Source organism: Rhizobium sp. F40D2, from assembly GCF_051810745.2.
Taxonomy (GTDB): Bacteria; Pseudomonadota; Alphaproteobacteria; order Rhizobiales; family Rhizobiaceae; genus Rhizobium.
The window spans coordinates 629009-644708 of record NZ_JBPWQX020000002.1; the positions used below are offsets into that span (position 1 = coordinate 629009).

14 protein-coding genes are annotated in these 15700 nt (G+C 60.2%); 8 read left to right on the forward strand and 6 right to left on the reverse strand.

Annotation, left to right across the window (positions count from 1 at the left end):
* Positions 1–31 precede the first annotated feature (31 nt).
* The 3 genes from ACS4RS_RS27670 to ACS4RS_RS27680 all read right to left on the reverse strand — a co-directional run bounded on the left by ACS4RS_RS27670 (position 32) and on the right by ACS4RS_RS27680 (position 3093).
* On the reverse strand, positions 32–871 hold the full coding sequence (locus ACS4RS_RS27670) for a MetQ/NlpA family lipoprotein (protein WP_439013209.1): 840 nt from the start codon (positions 869–871) through the stop codon (positions 32–34).
* 242 nt (positions 872–1113) lie between these two features.
* Positions 1114–1674, reverse strand: coding sequence for an FMN reductase (gene msuE / locus ACS4RS_RS27675; RefSeq protein ID WP_439013210.1), 561 nt, complete (start codon positions 1672–1674; stop codon positions 1114–1116).
* 216 nt (positions 1675–1890) lie between these two features.
* Positions 1891–3093 (reverse strand): MFS transporter, encoded by a 1203-nt coding sequence (locus tag ACS4RS_RS27680; RefSeq protein WP_439013211.1) that lies wholly within the window; start codon positions 3091–3093, stop codon positions 1891–1893.
* A 353-nt stretch (positions 3094–3446) separates the two neighbouring features.
* Here ACS4RS_RS27680 and ACS4RS_RS27685 point away from each other — a divergent pair, with 353 nt between their 5' ends.
* The 6 genes from ACS4RS_RS27685 (at position 3447) to repC (ending at position 10286) form a co-directional block, all read left to right on the forward strand.
* Positions 3447–3905, forward strand: coding sequence for a helix-turn-helix domain-containing protein (locus ACS4RS_RS27685; RefSeq protein WP_439013212.1), 459 nt, complete (start codon positions 3447–3449; stop codon positions 3903–3905).
* A 27-nt stretch (positions 3906–3932) separates the two neighbouring features.
* Entirely contained in the window at positions 3933–5885 is a 1953-nt protein-coding gene (locus ACS4RS_RS27690; protein WP_439013213.1) for an SARP family transcriptional regulator, read from the forward strand.
* Between the two features lie 131 nt (positions 5886–6016).
* Positions 6017–6256, forward strand: coding sequence for a hypothetical protein (locus ACS4RS_RS27695; RefSeq protein ID WP_439013214.1), 240 nt, complete (start codon positions 6017–6019; stop codon positions 6254–6256).
* A gap of 302 nt (positions 6257–6558) precedes the next feature.
* Positions 6559–7773, forward strand: coding sequence for a plasmid partitioning protein RepA (gene repA / locus ACS4RS_RS27700; RefSeq protein WP_439013215.1), 1215 nt, complete (start codon positions 6559–6561; stop codon positions 7771–7773).
* 21 nt (positions 7774–7794) lie between these two features.
* Positions 7795–8847: a plasmid partitioning protein RepB gene (gene repB / locus ACS4RS_RS27705; protein WP_439013216.1), complete on the forward strand. Its 1053-nt coding sequence runs from the start codon at positions 7795–7797 to the stop codon at positions 8845–8847.
* 149 nt (positions 8848–8996) lie between these two features.
* Complete coding sequence (gene repC / locus ACS4RS_RS27710; protein ID WP_439013217.1) at positions 8997–10286, forward strand: plasmid replication protein RepC; 1290 nt, start codon at positions 8997–8999, stop codon at positions 10284–10286.
* A gap of 186 nt (positions 10287–10472) precedes the next feature.
* Here the strand turns inward: repC and ACS4RS_RS27715 are convergent, their stop codons facing one another.
* On the reverse strand, positions 10473–11387 hold the full coding sequence (locus tag ACS4RS_RS27715) for a LysR substrate-binding domain-containing protein (protein WP_439013218.1): 915 nt from the start codon (positions 11385–11387) through the stop codon (positions 10473–10475).
* 118 nt (positions 11388–11505) lie between these two features.
* Between ACS4RS_RS27715 and ACS4RS_RS27720 the strand changes: the two genes are divergently transcribed.
* On the forward strand, positions 11506–12579 hold the full coding sequence (locus tag ACS4RS_RS27720; protein ID WP_439013219.1) for a tartrate dehydrogenase: 1074 nt from the start codon (positions 11506–11508) through the stop codon (positions 12577–12579).
* Positions 12580–12777: 198 nt separating this feature from the next.
* Positions 12778–13254, forward strand: coding sequence for an Lrp/AsnC family transcriptional regulator (locus tag ACS4RS_RS27725; RefSeq protein ID WP_003577877.1), 477 nt, complete (start codon positions 12778–12780; stop codon positions 13252–13254).
* 145 nt (positions 13255–13399) lie between these two features.
* Here the strand turns inward: ACS4RS_RS27725 and ACS4RS_RS27730 are convergent, their stop codons facing one another.
* Complete coding sequence (locus ACS4RS_RS27730) at positions 13400–14776, reverse strand: aspartate aminotransferase family protein (protein WP_439013220.1); 1377 nt, start codon at positions 14774–14776, stop codon at positions 13400–13402.
* A gap of 13 nt (positions 14777–14789) precedes the next feature.
* The gene (locus ACS4RS_RS27735) at positions 14790–15623 is read right to left on the reverse strand and encodes a GNAT family N-acetyltransferase (protein WP_439013221.1); all 834 of its coding nucleotides are present in this window, start codon (positions 15621–15623) and stop codon (positions 14790–14792) included.
* Positions 15624–15700 lie beyond the last annotated feature (77 nt).

Below are 15700 nucleotides of genomic sequence, written 5' to 3' on the forward strand. Positions count from 1 at the left end.
TCGGCAGGCCTTAACCCCGGCCCTGTTCGGATCAATAGGCGCTAAGACCCGTGCCCTTGTAGACCTTGTCGAATTCGGCTTTGACGGTGTCGTTCTGATAGGAAGATGTGAGCGTCTTGACCCAGTCGGCATCTTTGTTGTCGTCTTTCACGGCGATGAAGTTGCGATAGGGATTGTCGGCAATCGGCTCCTGCGCAATGCGTTCGGCCGGAGAAAGACCGCTCTTCAGCGCCCAGTCGGTGTTGACGACACCGGCATCCAGATCGTCGATCGAACGGCCGACGATGCCTGCGTCGAGCTCCTTGATGTCGATCTTCTTCGGATTGTCGGTGACGTCGGCGACGGTTGCGAGAATGCCGGTGCCGTCCTTCAGTTTGATCAGCCCTTCGCTCTGAAGAACGCGCAGCGCCCGGCCTTCGTTCGAAGGATCGTTCGGCACGCCGATGACGGCGCCTTCCGGAATCTCTGCGACGGATTTGTACTTCTTGGTGTAAAGGCCGATCGGCCAAACGCCGGTGTAACCGACGCGCGTGATGTGGTAGCCGTGCTGCTTGATCTGGTTGTCGAGATAGGGCTGATGCTGGAAGGCGTTGGCGTCAAGTTCGCCGCGCTCCAGCGCTTCATTGGGCTGCGTATAATCGTTGAAGGTGATCGTTTCGATCTTGAGGCCCTTCTTGGCCGCCTCGCTGGTGACCACGCGCCAGATGTCCTCCTCCTCGCCGGCCATAATGCCGACCTTGATCGACTTGTCCCCGGCAAAGGAAGGAGCGGGTGCTGCAAAGGCAAAGAGCGTGGCAGCGGAAACGGCGACGGCGGCAAGAGCCGCGCGGAGCGAAAGGGGGAAGCCGTGAAGATTGTTGTTCTTGGTCATTGTTTTATCCCGTCTGACTGAATGAGGCCAAGCGCCCCGAGCACCGATCATGGCAAATGCGCCCGTCGCGAGCGAAGCACGAATGTCCGATGTCGAGGAAGGCTTGGAAAAACTCTTGTCTCCGCCATCGATGTCGGCAGGATAAATTTCCACCAAATTGATGGATTAAAATGCCTTGCAAGATTGGCCCGAACTGGAAACGGCGCCTCGAGGGCGCCGTTGCAAGTCGGTGCCGAGATTTCTCACTCGGCAGCGATAAGAGCCTGCTTTTGGGCGGGAAAGAAGGCCGAAAGCTCGCCGATGACCTCGCCGATCCGCTTGGACAGCGGTTCGGATGAGACATGGTAATCAGTGAAGTCGCGATCGGATGCGTAGACGGCCGTCGGCAGCGTATAAGACATGAAGAAGCCGAAGAGCGGGCGCAGCTGATGCTCGACCATCAGCGCATGCCGATCGCCGCCGCCTGTCGCGGTGATGATGATCGGCTTGGCGCGCAGTTCATGCGGGTCGATCATGTCGATCAGGTGCTTGAACAGGCCGGGATAGCTGCCCTTATAGGTCGGCGCACCAATGACCAGGAGATCGGCGTTGACGATATCGTCGATGACTTGCCTGGCGCGACTGTCGAGATCGTCGCGGCGTAGCGCCTGGCCGAGCGACGGACCGACATCGGTCAGATCGTAGAGGGTGTTGTCGAAGCCGTATTTTTCACCGGCAAGGCCGGCGATGTTTTCGACCAGCGTGAAGGTCTTCGAGGGACGGTTGAAGCTACCCGCCAGGCCGACCAGTTTGTAAGCAGACATGCCATTTCCTTCCGATATCGTGCCGCGACCGATTATTGGACAGATATTATCTATGAAAATAGTGGATTAAAGGAAGCCTGTCCCTCTTCATCATGATGAGGAGAAAAATACATTCTCATCTGCGGGTGATCGCCTGCTTGCGACACCGCATCAGTCATGGAGCCCGGAATATGGCGGATATTCCGGGTCGATGCGGTGTCGAAGCGCGATATCGCCTCAGACTGGCTTTGGCTTCGGGATGCGCGGCAGGAAGATCGTCAGCAGCCCGAGAAGCGGCAGGTAGGAGCAGATGCGGTAGACGAAGTCGATGCCGTGGGTATCGGCGAAACTGCCGAGCAGTGCTGCCCCGAGCCCCCCTGCCCCGAACGCAAAACCGAAGAAAACGCCGGCAATCAGCCCGACGCGTCCGGGCACCAGTTCCTGCGCGAAGACGACGATTGCCGAGAAGGCCGAAGCAAAAATCAGCCCGATGGCGACGCTGAGTAGGCCCGTCCAGAACAGGTTTGCATAGGGCAGAAGAAGCGCGAAAGGAATGACGCCGAGGATCGAGAACCAGATGACGAAACGAGCACCGAAGCGATCGCCGATCGGCCCGCCGAGAAAGGTGCCGACGGCAACCGAGCCGAGGAAGAGGAAGAGCATCAGCTGTGCCTGCTGGACGCTGAGCGCAAACCTGTCGATGACATAGAAGGTGAAGTAGCTCGACACGCTGGCCATGTAGACGTTTTTCGTCGCCGTCAGCAGCACGAGGATCAGCAGCGCCCAGACCACCCTGTTTTGCGGCAGCGGCAGGGCGCGGCTTACCGCGGGCTTGCTGGCGTTCTGGCGACGATGGCCAATATACCAGTTGCCGACCCAGCTCAGCACGACCATGCCGACCATGGCGATGGCGGCAAACCAGGAGACGCTGTGCTGGCCGAGCGGCAGCACGATAAAGGCGGCAAGCAGCGGACCGATCGCCTGGCCGGCATTTCCGCCGACCTGGAAGAAGGATTGCGCAAAACCGTGGCGACCGCCGGAGGCAAGACGGGCGACGCGCGAGGATTCCGGGTGGAAGACCGCCGAGCCGAAGCCGATCAGGCTGGCAGCAACCAGCAGCAGGGCGAAACTGCCGGCATTGCCGAGCAGGACGAGGCCGCAAAAGGTGCTGGCCATGCCGACCGGCAGCGAATAAGGCATCGGCCAGCGGTCGGTGACGATGCCGACCAGCGGCTGCAGCAGCGACGCCGTGACCTGGAACGTCATGGTGAGCAGGCCGATCTGCACAAAATCGAGATCGTAATTCGCCTTGAACAGCGGATAGAGCGAGGCGAGCAGCGACTGCATGATGTCATTCAGCATGTGGCAGAAGCTGACAGCCACCAGGATGGACATCGTTGTTTTCTGGAAACGGGGCGCGCTCTCGGCAACAGTTGCCATGGGATTCCTCCTGGACGGCCCGGTTGGTTGCCGTGCCGCGTCGCTTTATTCGATGGATTTCGGGCGATCGGGGCTAGGTAAGATGATCGAGCGGCGGTCGCTGGAGTGCATTTAGCGTAAGCCGGAGGGCAGTTACAGCCCAGTTTCATCAGGATCGGTACGGCTTTTGTTCGATTTGCAGATTTGAAGCCTATCCTGCGCTGCTTTACCCCTTGCCGAACGGGGGCTTTCCTACCACACTCGGTTGCGATCATCGCATATATAGCATGCGATGTGAAAACAACCATGGAAAACCGGGACGGGGGATATTACAGCTGCACCGATTAAAATGCGATCGAGGCTGAAAACACGCGATGAATGTCAAAACACCGAATGCAATAGACGGCTATGTCGGAGCGCGCATCAGAATGCGCCGGCAATTGCTTGGAATGAGCCAGGAACGGCTTGCCGAGCAAATCGGCGTGACCTTTCAGCAGGTTCAGAAATACGAGAAGGGCATCAACCGCATAGGCGCGAGCCGTCTGCAGAGAATCGCCGATGTGCTTCACACGTCGCCGAGCTTCTTCTTCGAACAGGAAAATTCCGAGCCGTTGACGTTGCAAGGGTTGGATTTGGCCGCAAATAGCGATCCGGTTGCTGAATTCTTGCGATCGAAAGAGGGATTGGTGCTCAATCGCGCCTTTCTGAAGATCGCCGACCGGAATATCCGGGAAACGATCATCGCATTGGTGAAGGCGATGGCGCAGGCGGATAGCGGCGGTGTAACATTGGGTGCCTCTGTCGCGGATATCACCCTTCCGCTCGGCGAATAGTCAGGCATACCGGCAGGCATCATCCGCATGAAGCTCAGGCTCGAATCATTTGGTGAGTTGCGGCTGATCGACCCGGCCGGGCGACCGGCGGCGTTCCCGGAAAAAGGCCTGCTGGCGATTTGTTATCTGCGCGACCGTGATCTGCGCGACGGAGCTGGGAGCGAATATCCGCGCTCGGCGCTGGCACGATTCTTGTGGGACAGCCATGACAATTCGGACATCATGGCCAACCTGCGAAAAACCATATCCCGCATTCAGAAGCGTCAGACCGAGCTCGGTGCCGAGCTTCTGGCCTTCACGGCAACCGGCGTGCGGGTCAGGTCGGATGCGTTTTCAGGTGATCTCTTCGAGCTTGCCAATCCCGAAGGCGATGACGCCCTTGCCAGGCTGCGGCGGCTGGTTGCCATCCTTCGCCAGGATTTCCTCGCCGGGCTCGCCGATCAAAGCGCCAGTACGCGGCAATGGATCGCCGGCCAGCGCGACCGGCACATGGCCATGCTGGTGGATGCGCTGAAGACGGCGCTGCCGGCGGCCCGGTCGCGAGAGGATGTCAGCCTGATCAAGGAGGCGGCGCTCAGGATTTTCCGCGAGGCACCGGACGACGAGAACATTCGTCGCATCCTTCTCGAGGCTTATGAGTCCGAAGGACAGGTGGAGAAAGCGCGCCGCCTTTTCGAGACGAGCAGGCATCAGCTGGAAAGCGCATTCGATATCGGCCTTGACGTCCAGGCACTGGGAGAGGTCCGCAAAATCTTCGCCGGCAGTCAACCATCGCAGAGCGTTGCTGTGTCACTCAGCGATGGCGGCGTTCGAGTTCTTCCCGGTCCCCTCCCCCGTCTGGTGCTGTTGCCGCCGAGCGGGTCGGATGCCATCGGTGCCTTGCCGGTGCCCTGCGAGGCGCTGATCGAGGATGTGACCATCGGCCTTTGCGCGCTGAATACGGTTTCGGTGGTGGCGCCCCACACGGCCGCTCTTATCGCACGGAATGCCGACAAGGCCCAGCTGATCCTGCGCCATTCGATTTCCTATGTGCTCGACACGAGGCTGACCGATCGAGCAGGCAGCCCTGCGCTCTTTGTCCAGCTGATTTATGCCGGTAGCGATGAAGTCATCTGGGCCGAGCGTTTCAGCCTCGATAAATACGAATTGATAAGCCACCGGCGCGACATCGCGCGGCAGATTGCCAGAGAGCTTGCCGGGCAGGTCCGCCAGCATGAAACCATGCGCGATTCCTTCGAGGGCAATTCGGCCGCCTATCACAGCTACCTTCTCGGTCTGCGGGATATCAAGCGGCTTGCCCTTCCCGACGTGCGCCGCTCCCGGAAGGCCTTCCGCGAGGCGCTTCAGCACAGCGCACATTTCGCCCCTGCGCTCAGCGGATTGTCGCGCACGTTTCTTGTCGAATGGCTGCTGACGGCACGGGGCGACAGCGAGTTGCTCGGACTTGCGGAGGACTATGCGAACCGGGCGATCGTTGCCGATCCGTCGTTTGCGGCCGGCTTTCGCGAGCTCGGCGTTGCCAAACTTTATCTCGGAGACCTTGACGAAAGCGTCGTGGCGTTGAAGCTTGCGGAAGAACTGAGCCCGCATTATGCCGACGGCATTGCAAGTTATGCCGATACGCTCGTTCATGCGTCGCGCCCTGCCGATGCATTGGCCAAGATCGAACGGGCCATCTCCCTCAATCCGCTGAGCCCGACCGATTATCTATGGACGGCTGCCGGCGCGAATTTTGCTCTTGGCCATTATGCCGAGGCGCTCGAGCAGATTTCCATGATGGACGACCGCACACCGGCCGACCGGCTTTCGGCGGCCTGCTGGGCGATGCTCGGCGATATGAAAAACGCGCGTATCTATATGCGCAAGGTGCGCGAGATCTATCCGGATTTCGATGTCGACAAATGGCTTTCGGTCGTTCCCTTCAAGGAGCAATGGCAGAAGGAACAGTATCGCGAGGCGTTACGCAGGGCCGGCTTCTGAAGTCTGGCGCCGAAACGTGTAAGCCGGCAATTCCTGTCACGCCCGTGTCACGCGCGTCTTTCGTTCAAGAGGAGTAAGCTGCCTTTGCTCTGTCGGCATGTGCTGGCAAGTGGAAGCAGGAGAATTCTCAAATGCATGACGCAGCCGAAGTAACGATCAAACCGAAAAGTGACGAAGAGCTCAAGGAACTCGTATCGCTCGCCCGGCTCGTTGCCTACGCGCGCGAGAACGCCAGAGACCTGAACGCCGAATTCTCCGCCTATTGCCTGGATCTTGCGCTCGGCGCGCTGATGCAGGACCTCGACAGAAGCGGCGTGGCCCTTTCCCACGAAGGCGGCCCGGATGGAAACCTGCTCGGTACGCGGCACTAACCGCCTTTTGTCGACGTGCCTGCCGTTGCTGGCTTGCTTCCACGCGCCGCAAGACTCAATATTGCGTTTCCCACAGGTCGATCGGTTATGATCCCGGTGCGGTCTTGTTCTCTATTCGGTTGTAAAGAGGTGATTGCTGCGCCGGCAGCGCTACCGGCACCATGTCCAGACCCTCCGAAAAAGATTGGATAACGTCGCGATAGGGTCTTGTTAACCCTATTTGCCTTGCCACTTTCCGAGAATCGGAACTAAATGCGCTTTAAAGGCCCGCAGGGCTTTCAAATCGCATTTTCGAGATTTTAATGAATATGGCACCGCAGGTAGAGAAAGCAATTTGCGATGTCGACCAGCTGATTATTGGTCAGGCGCAGGAGCTATCCGACAAGCTGAAGCAGCATAGACTCGAAATGTTCCCGCCGCGCGACCTGAAGGGGCTCAGGGCATTTCAGCTGGCTGAAGTGGCGCGCTTTCTCGGCGTAACCAGCGGCTATCTCCGCAATCTGTCGCTGGAGGGCAAGGGCCCTCTTCCGAAGGTCACCCCGTCCGGGCGCCGGTCTTATACGGCGGGGCAGATGGAAGAGATGCGCAGCTTCCTTGAACAGAATGCCCGCGCTGGAACCCATTACCTTAGTCATCGCCGAGGTAACGAACATTTGCAGGTTGTCGCGGTCGTCAATTTCAAAGGCGGCAGCGGCAAAACCACGAGCGCCGCGCATCTTGCCCAGCACCTTGCCCTGACCGGCCACCGCGTGCTTGCCGTCGATCTCGACCCACAGGCGTCTCTCTCCGCCATCCACGGCTTCCAGCCTGAGTTCGACGTCAATGAGAATGAGACGCTCTACGGTGCCATTCGCTATGACGATCAGCGGAGACCGCTGAGGGAGATCATCCGGCCGACGAATTTCCCGAACCTGCATCTGGTGCCGGGAAATCTCGAGCTGATGGAATTCGAGCATGATACGCCGCGTGTGCTTGCTCAGGGCACGGCGGGCGACTATGGGCGTGTCTTCTTCGCACGGCTGGACGAGGCGCTGTCTTCGGTCGCAGACGATTACGATGTCGTCATCATCGACTGCCCTCCCCAACTCGGGTTTTTGACGATGAGCGCGATTTGCGGCGCGACGGCGGTTCTGATCACCGTGCATCCTCAGATGCTCGATGTCATGTCGATGTGCCAGTTTCTGCAGATGCTTGGCGAAGTGCTGAATACGTTGAAAAGAGCCGGCGGCAATATGAACCTCGACTGGCTGCGTTACCTCGTGACCCGTTACGATCCGCAGGACGGGCCGCAGACGCAGATGGTCGCCTTCATGCGTTCGATGTTCAAGAACCATGTGCTGACCAATCCGATGTTGCGCAGCGTCGCAATCTCGGATGCAGCCTTGACCAATCAGACGCTCTACGAGGTAGAGCGGAGCCAGTTCACACGCGCGACCTATGACCGCGCCATGGAGGCGATGGATGCCGTCAACCAGGAGATCGCCAATCTCATTCACAAGGCCTGGAGGCGGAAATGATCGAGCACAAGGAGCGGGCTGATGGCGCGTAAGAATCTCCTCTCCGCTCTGATGGACGAATCCAAGAAGTTTACTGCGGTAAACAATGAGGCCGAGCCGCTTCAGAGGGACGAGAAACAGCAGATCACCTATAAGGGGATCGGCGCGCTCGGAGCCGTCACGCGAAGTATCGATGCGCTGGCTGCCAAGGCGAATGCGGCCAAGGCGATCGAGGAGAAGCTGGCGACCGGCGAGGCGGTGATCGATCTAGACCCTACCCTGATCGACGATTCGTTCGTGAGGGACCGGCTGTCGCATCCCGACGAACAGTTTCGCGAACTGGTTGAGGCGATCCGCCTGCGCGGCCAGGATTCGCCGATCCTGGTTCGCCCGCATCCGGAGATCGACGGCCGTTATCAGATGGCCTTCGGCCATCGCCGTGCCCGTGCCGCCGAAGAACTCGGCATACCCGTCCGCGCGATCGTTAAGAAACTGGACGATCGCAACCATGTCATCGCGCAGGGCCAGGAGAACTCGGCACGTACCGATCTCTCATTCATCGAGAGGACGATGTTCGCCTCCAAGCTCGACAGTTTGGGTTTCGACAGGGGAACGATCATGTCGGCGCTCAGCGCCGACAAGACGACGGTTTCCAAGATGTTGTCCGTCGCCAAGCGGATCCCAGCCGAAGTCCTGACTGCAATCGGCGCGGCAAAGACCACCGGCCGCGACCGCTGGCACGATTTATCGGCAAAATTCGAGGCCGAAAACATCTCTGCCCGGGCGATCGAGTTCAGCAGGTCGGCGGAATTCGAGACAGCGGAGCCGGATGCCCGCTTCGATATGCTGGTTGCCTTCATCAGCAGGAGGCAACAACCGTCGTCATCGGCAGCGACGCTTCAGCCCGCGGCTCACGCCTGGCAGCGCAAGGACGGCGCGGTCAAGGCGAAGATCAAGGATGACGGGAAACAGTTCACCATCGCGCTGAAGGCGGAAAAGGCGTCTGCCTTTGGAGCCTATATCGCCAGCAATCTGGATCGTCTTTACGAGGCGTTCGAGAAGACACAGAATTCGACGAAAAACGGAGATCAATAAGCAAAAGAAAAGGCCCCCGAACGTTGCCGTCGCGGAAGCCCTCTCTGATCTAGACACCCAGAGAATCACATTTCCGCGAATCATAGTCAAGAGTCCTCGGCACCGAATTTGGTGAGCTGCGATCTTTTGCCTTGAAGAAGGCGAAGACAATGGAAAGCGGAAGTGTGACGACGCCCTTCGGGCGGCGGTCGATGACGTTTGGCATGCTGGCAAGCCAAACGGCGGCTCGAAAAATCGAGCCCGGCCAATCAATTGATAAGTGGAAACTCTACCGTGCGTTATGCGAGGCGAGGCCCTTGCTCGGCGTCACCGACCGGGCGCTTGCTATTCTGAACGCCTTGCTGAGCTTCTATCCAAAAGGAGAGATCTCCGAGGACAACGGGCTTGTCGTGTTTCCTTCCAATGCACAGCTCTCCCTGCGCGCGCATGGAATGGCTGAGCAGACGATCCGCCGGCATCTGGCGAGCTTGATCGAGGCCGGCCTGCTGATCCGCAAGGATAGCCCCAACGGCAAGCGTTACGCCCGCAAGGAGCAGGGCGGGGAGCTGCGTGAGGCATTCGGCTTCTCGCTGGCGCCGCTGCTCGCGCGCGCGGAGGAGATCGAGCGGCTGGCAGCGCAAGTGGTTGCGGAACGATTGCACCTGCAGCGGCTCAGAGAACGTCTGACGCTTTGCCGACGCGACGTCGCCAAGCTTATCGAAATGGCGTTGGAGGAAGGGGCTGCCGGCGATTGGAGCGCGGTCCATTCGCATTTTCGCAATGCCGTCGAGCGCCTGCCGCGGTCGCCATCCGCCGAACAGGTCGCCGACACGCTCGACGAATTGGAGCTGTTGCGCGAAGAGATCGTCAATCGGTTGGAAATGCAGGTTAAAACTGACAATCAAGGCGGCAATGCCCAACAGACTGAGCGGCACATACAGAATTCAAACCCACACTCCAATTCTGAACTTGAACCAAGCTTCGAACCGAAGCAGGGCGCGACGTCGGATGATCGATCGGCAGGTCGGGCCGAACCGATAGCCGAAACACACAAAAGCGAAGGGAAGAACGAGCATGTCTTCAGGGCGCGCGCTGCCTCCGCTAATGGTGGACTCAAATCCTTCCCGCTGGGGCTGGTGCTGCAGGCCTGCCCTGAGATTGCGGCCTACGGACCCCAGGGGACGGTCGGCACGTGGCGCGATCTGATGGCGGCGGCTGTCGTCGTTCGCTCGATGCTCGGCGTCAGCCCGTCGGCCTATGAGAACGCCTGCGAAATCATGGGCCCGGAAAATGCTGCGACCGTCATGGCGTGCGTCCTGGAAAAGGGAGGGCATATCAATTCCGCCGGGGGGTATTTGCGTGATCTGACACGGCGCGCAGAGAGAGGGGAATTCGCCATCGGTCCGATGTTGATGGCACTTGTCCGCGCCAATTCGCCAATCGGAGGGAAGATGGGGTGAATATCCGCTTCATCGTTTCATAGGGCGAGGAGGATAATCGCGTCGGCGCACCGATAGACTATCCTCCAGGATCATATCGGCAACAAGCATCCCGATGCGTTCACAATAGGAGACTGCGATCGAACGAAACTGCCGGTAGATCAGCTGATCTACACCTCATCCGCGCATTCACGGCACGTCGGAGGGTCAGGCCTGCAACGAATATCGTTCGAGATTCCGCCTCAGAAGATCAAGCAGCCCATCTCGCTCCGGATCACGGACTGCTTTCATCCAGGCCACAGCCAGCGGCAGTTTCGGCGTCTTATGCCCTGCCCCCTCCTGCACCGGCAGAAAGCGAACGCCGGCAGAGGAAAGAGAGGACGTCCATCGCGGGACGATGGCAAGGCCGAGGCCGGCGGCGACCATGCTGACGATGGTTTGTTTTTCGTCTGCCACCTGGGTGATATCAGGGTGCAGGCCGGCTGCGGCAAACAGGTTCATCGTCAAATCGTAGCTATGGGGCCGGGATCGTCTATCCGGTACGATCAGCGGCGCATTCGCCAGATCGAGGACAGAGACACTGGTATGGTCAGCGAGTTCGTGAGAGGCCGGGACTGCGACGACGGTCGTCTCGGAAAACAGATTCTCGACCGCAAGATGACGGCTCAGCCCCGGATGCGGCCTGATGAAGGCCAGGTCCAACCCGCCGGCCAGCAGTTTGGGCACGAGCCGAATGGATTTGCCCTCCATCAGCTGGGTTTTGACATCGGGGGCGATGGCTCGAAAGTCGTGGATCAATGTCGGAAGGAAGCCGGCGGCGGCGCTGTCGATCGCGCCGATCCGAAGGATGCGGTTGCGCCGGTGCTGCCTGGCGCGAAATTTTCGACCGAGCTCATCGAGCCGGGTGAGAAGCGGTCTGACCTCTTCCAGCAAAGCCACGCCGTCGTCGGTCAACGAGACGCTCCGGGTCGTCCGGCTCAACAGCTGACTTCCGACCGACTCTTCCAGCAGGCGCACATGGCGCCCGAGCGATGCCGGAAGCAACCCGATCCTTTGCGCCGCCCTTCCGAAGTGAAGCTCCTCGGCAACGGCAACGAAGCATCTCAATTGCTCCAGTTCCACAGGCAGCCCCCTATTATATTCATAATTTATATAATTCTTTTGCCATTGAGTAAACCGGGAGCGCGGCATTACGCTTCCGGAAGAAGGCGTAGGCCGCATCGGGCACTGGAGCAAATCAATGCGTGAATATTCTATTGCAGCGATCCCCGCCGACGGGATCGGACCTGAGGTCATTGCTGCCGGGCGAACGGTGCTCGCAAGTCTGGAAAAACGTCTCGGTGATGTGAGATTTGCCATCGAACACTTCGACTGGGGGTCCGACTACTACAAAAGCCACGGCGTGATGATGCCGTCCGACGGGCTTGAGCGGCTGAAGAATTTCGACGCGATTTATTTCGGTGCCGTCGGCGCGCCGGATGTTCCCGATCATATCACCCTCTGGGGACTCAGGCTGCCGATCTGCCAGGGCTTCGACCAATATGCCAATGTTCGGCCGACCAAGATCCTTCCGGGCATTACCCCTCCGCTGCGCAATTGCGGCGTCGGCGATCTCGACTGGGTGATCGTCCGCGAGAATTCCGAAGGAGAATATTCCGGCCATGGCGGTCGCGCCCATCGCGGCCTGCCCGAGGAAGTCGGAACCGAGGTTGCCATCTTCACGCGCGTCGGCGTCACCCGCATCATGCGTTACGCCTTCAAACTGGCGCGGGCGCGGCCGCGCAAATTGCTGACGGTCGTGACGAAGTCGAATGCCCAACGGCACGGCATGGTCATGTGGGACGAGATCGCCGCCGAGGTGGCCGCAGAATTCCCTGACGTCACCTGGGACAAGATGCTGGTCGACGCCATGACGGTGCGGATGACGCTGAAACCGCAGAGCCTCGACACCATCGTCGCGACCAACCTGCATGCCGACATCCTCTCCGACCTTGCCGGCGCCCTCGCCGGCAGCATCGGGGTCGCGCCCACCGCGAATATCGACCCGCAGCGCCGGTTTCCCTCGATGTTCGAACCGATCCATGGCTCGGCCTTCGATATCGCCGGCAAGGGCATCGCCAACCCGATCGCGACCTTCTGGACCGCCGCGCAGATGCTCGACCATCTCGGCGAGCAGGAGGCGTCTGCCCGTCTCATGCGCGCCGTCGAAACGGTCACAGGCGCGGGCATCCTCACCCCCGACGTCGGCGGCACCGCCACGACCAAAGAGGTCACGGATGCGGTTTGCGACGCGATCCATTCCTCCAATGTCTAGAACAGGGCTGCGCGGCCTCACACATCATCGTGTCGCCCGCGAACGGCATAAAATTCTGTTGCAGGCGTGGCAGCATCCTGTTCGTCTCTGCCAGAGCCCGCAAAACGCGATCGACTCGCGCTTTCGATGTGCTAGTGTTGCAAGGGTGGCGGCACAATATGCTGCGACGCTGGCAGGTTCGACAGGCGGAGTGAAGCGATGAAACTCGACCGGATCGATATAAAAATTCTGCATGAGTTGCAGAAGAACGGCCGCGTTACCAATGTCGAGCTCGCCGAGCTCGTCAACCTGTCGCCAAGCCCCTGCCTGATGCGGGTGAAGAAGCTGCAGTCGGAAGGTTATATCGAGGGTTATTCCGCTCAGATCAACGTCGCCAAACTCGGCCAGACGCTGACGGTTTTCACGGAGATCACCCTGAAAAACCACCGGCAGATCGATTTCGCCCGGTTTTTGACGACGGTCGAGAAGATCGACCAGGTGATCGAATGCCATCTTGTCTCCGGCGGCTATGACTATCTCTTGAAATTCGTGACGGCCGGGATCGGCGAATACCAGACGATCATGGAACGACTGTCCGACATGGAGATCGGCATCGACAAGTATTTCAGCTTCGTCGTCCTCAAGTCGCCCATCGTCAAATCGCACATGCCGTTGACGAGCCTGTTTCCGCTTTAGTTCGGTCGTCGGCCCGACCGCGGCAGCAACAAGGTCAGAAGGTTTGCCCGGCGCGATCGATTGAGCCCTTAGGGCCGCACCAGCTCCAGGAGGCGGTGCGGCACAAATTTGTTTAGCGTTCCTACGAAGCCTCAGCCGGACGCGGTCAGCCCTTCAGGGCCGCGCGTACATCCGGGTCAGCCAGGGTATCATCAAGCGTTTTGCGCGTGCGCTCGATGATCGCATCGATGTCGGCGTCGGTGCAGCAGAGCGGTGGCGCATAGCCGAGGACGCCGTTGGCGAAGGCACGGATGACCAGGCCGTTTTCCCAGGCGCGGTCGAAGACCCGGCGCGCCGGCTCGGCGGCTGCCGGCAGCGGGGTTTTCTTTTCCTTGTCGACCACCAGTTCGACGGCGGCCAACATGCCGCGGCCGCGCACGTCGCCGACGAGCGGATGGTCCTTGAGGCTTTCAAGCCCCTGCATCAGCCGTGCACCGGCTTTCCGGCCGTTTTCAAGGAGGCCGGTTTCGTAAAGGTTCAGCACTTCGAGACCGACGGCTGCGCTGACGGGATGGGCCGAATAGGTATAGCCGTGACCGACGGCCGCACCTCCGGCGCCATCCGCGATGGCCTGATAGACATGATCGGCCATGAAAACCGCGCCCATCGGCACATAGCCCGACGTCAGACCCTTTGCGGTGGTGATGAAATCGGGAACGATCTCGTCCTCTTCGCACGCAAAGAGCGGGCCGGTGCGGCCGAAAGCGGTGATGACTTCGTCGGCGACAAAGAGGATTCCGAGATCGCGGCAGAGCGCGCGCATCGCCTTCATCCAGCCCTTCGGTGGCACCAGCACGCCGCCCGAACCCTGGATGGGTTCGGCATAAAAGGCGGCGACGCGCTCGGGGCCGATCTCTTCGACCTTGCGCCGCAGGGCCGCGAGGGAGGCGTTGATGATCGCCTGCGGATCCTGGCCGACCGGGTTGCGGTAAGCGTAGTGGGAAGGGATTTTATGCTGCCAGTCGAAGGGGATGCCGAAGCCAGCGTGGAACAATGGAAGTGCCGTCAGTCCTGCCCCCACAGTCGATGAACCGTGATAGCCTTGCTCGATGGAGATGAACTGGTCGCGCTGCGGCTGACCGCGGGCGATCCAGTAATAGCGGATGAACCGGATCGTGCTGTCGACTGCATCGGATCCGCCCAGGGTGAAATAAACATGGTTGAGATCGCCCGGCGCCCGTTCGGCCAATGCCGCGGCAAGCCGGATCGCCGGTTCCGAGCCGAGACCGAAATAGGTTGTGGCATAGGGCAGTTCGCGCATCTGCCGCGCCGCCGCCTCGACGATCGATTCATGACCGTAGCCGGCATTGACGCACCACAGACCGGCGAAGCCATCGACCAGCTGCTTGCCCGAAGCATCGGTCACCGTCGCCCCTTTGGCCGAAGCGAGGACACGGACACCGAGCTTTTCGTGGTTGCGGTAGGAGGCGACGGGGTGCACGAGATGGGCGCGGTCGAGTTCGACAAGGGAATTGCTGTACATGATGCTCTCCGGATCAGCCGAGCGCCTGGTTGGCGAGGGCGAAGATGGTGGCGACGGAATCGGCAGCTGGGATCGATGGCTTCATCATCGCGATGCCGCCGCCGACATGGGCGAAGCCCTGTTCGGCCAGCCAGTCGGACAGGCCGGCGGCAGCCGTGGTATCGACCCTGAGGAACATGCCGGGGCGCCGTGCGATGAAATGCGTGACGAGCGCTTTGGCGTCCTCCACGTTGCCGGCAATGACGGGGCCGATGACCTCGCCCCGGCCGAAGCTGCGAATAACCCCAAAACCGGTGACGCGTCCGCTGCGGCGGACCACGGCGAGTTCACCGACCTTGGCGAGATATGCGATCAGATCGGCGCGATCGGCGCCGAAGGCCTGCCGATCGAGTTCTGTGATCGCCGAGAAGTCGGTCGTGGCGGCGGCTGACGTTGCCGTCGGCGCGGCGCGTTCTGCTGCGATGCCTTGATGTTGCAGAATGCGGCCGGTCTGGCGGAAGCCGAGCTTCTCGTAAAGCGGAAGGCCATCGACGGTCGCCACAAGCCGGAGCGGGCGATCGCCGGCAAGCTCTATTGCGGCATGCATGAGCTTGCGGCCGAGACCGCGGCCGCGCATGGCTTCATCGACGATGACCATGTTGATCGTCGCGCAATCTTGCTTGTAGGGGGTGACGAGCACGGTGCCCACCACCCGGTCGCCCTCGATCGCGACGACACCCTCGCTCAAGGCGAGCGCCATCTCCCAGTCTTCAGGTCGATGGGGCCAGCCCGCCTGCCGCGACAGCTTGAGGGCGGCACCCAGGTGTTCGTGGCCGAACGCGGCAAAGTCGATCTGACTTGTCTGCATGACACTTCCTTCGTTTCGTATCTGGAAGTGTGAAGGAGTGCGGGTTGGATGATCGTCTGAAGGCTACGCCCTGTGCA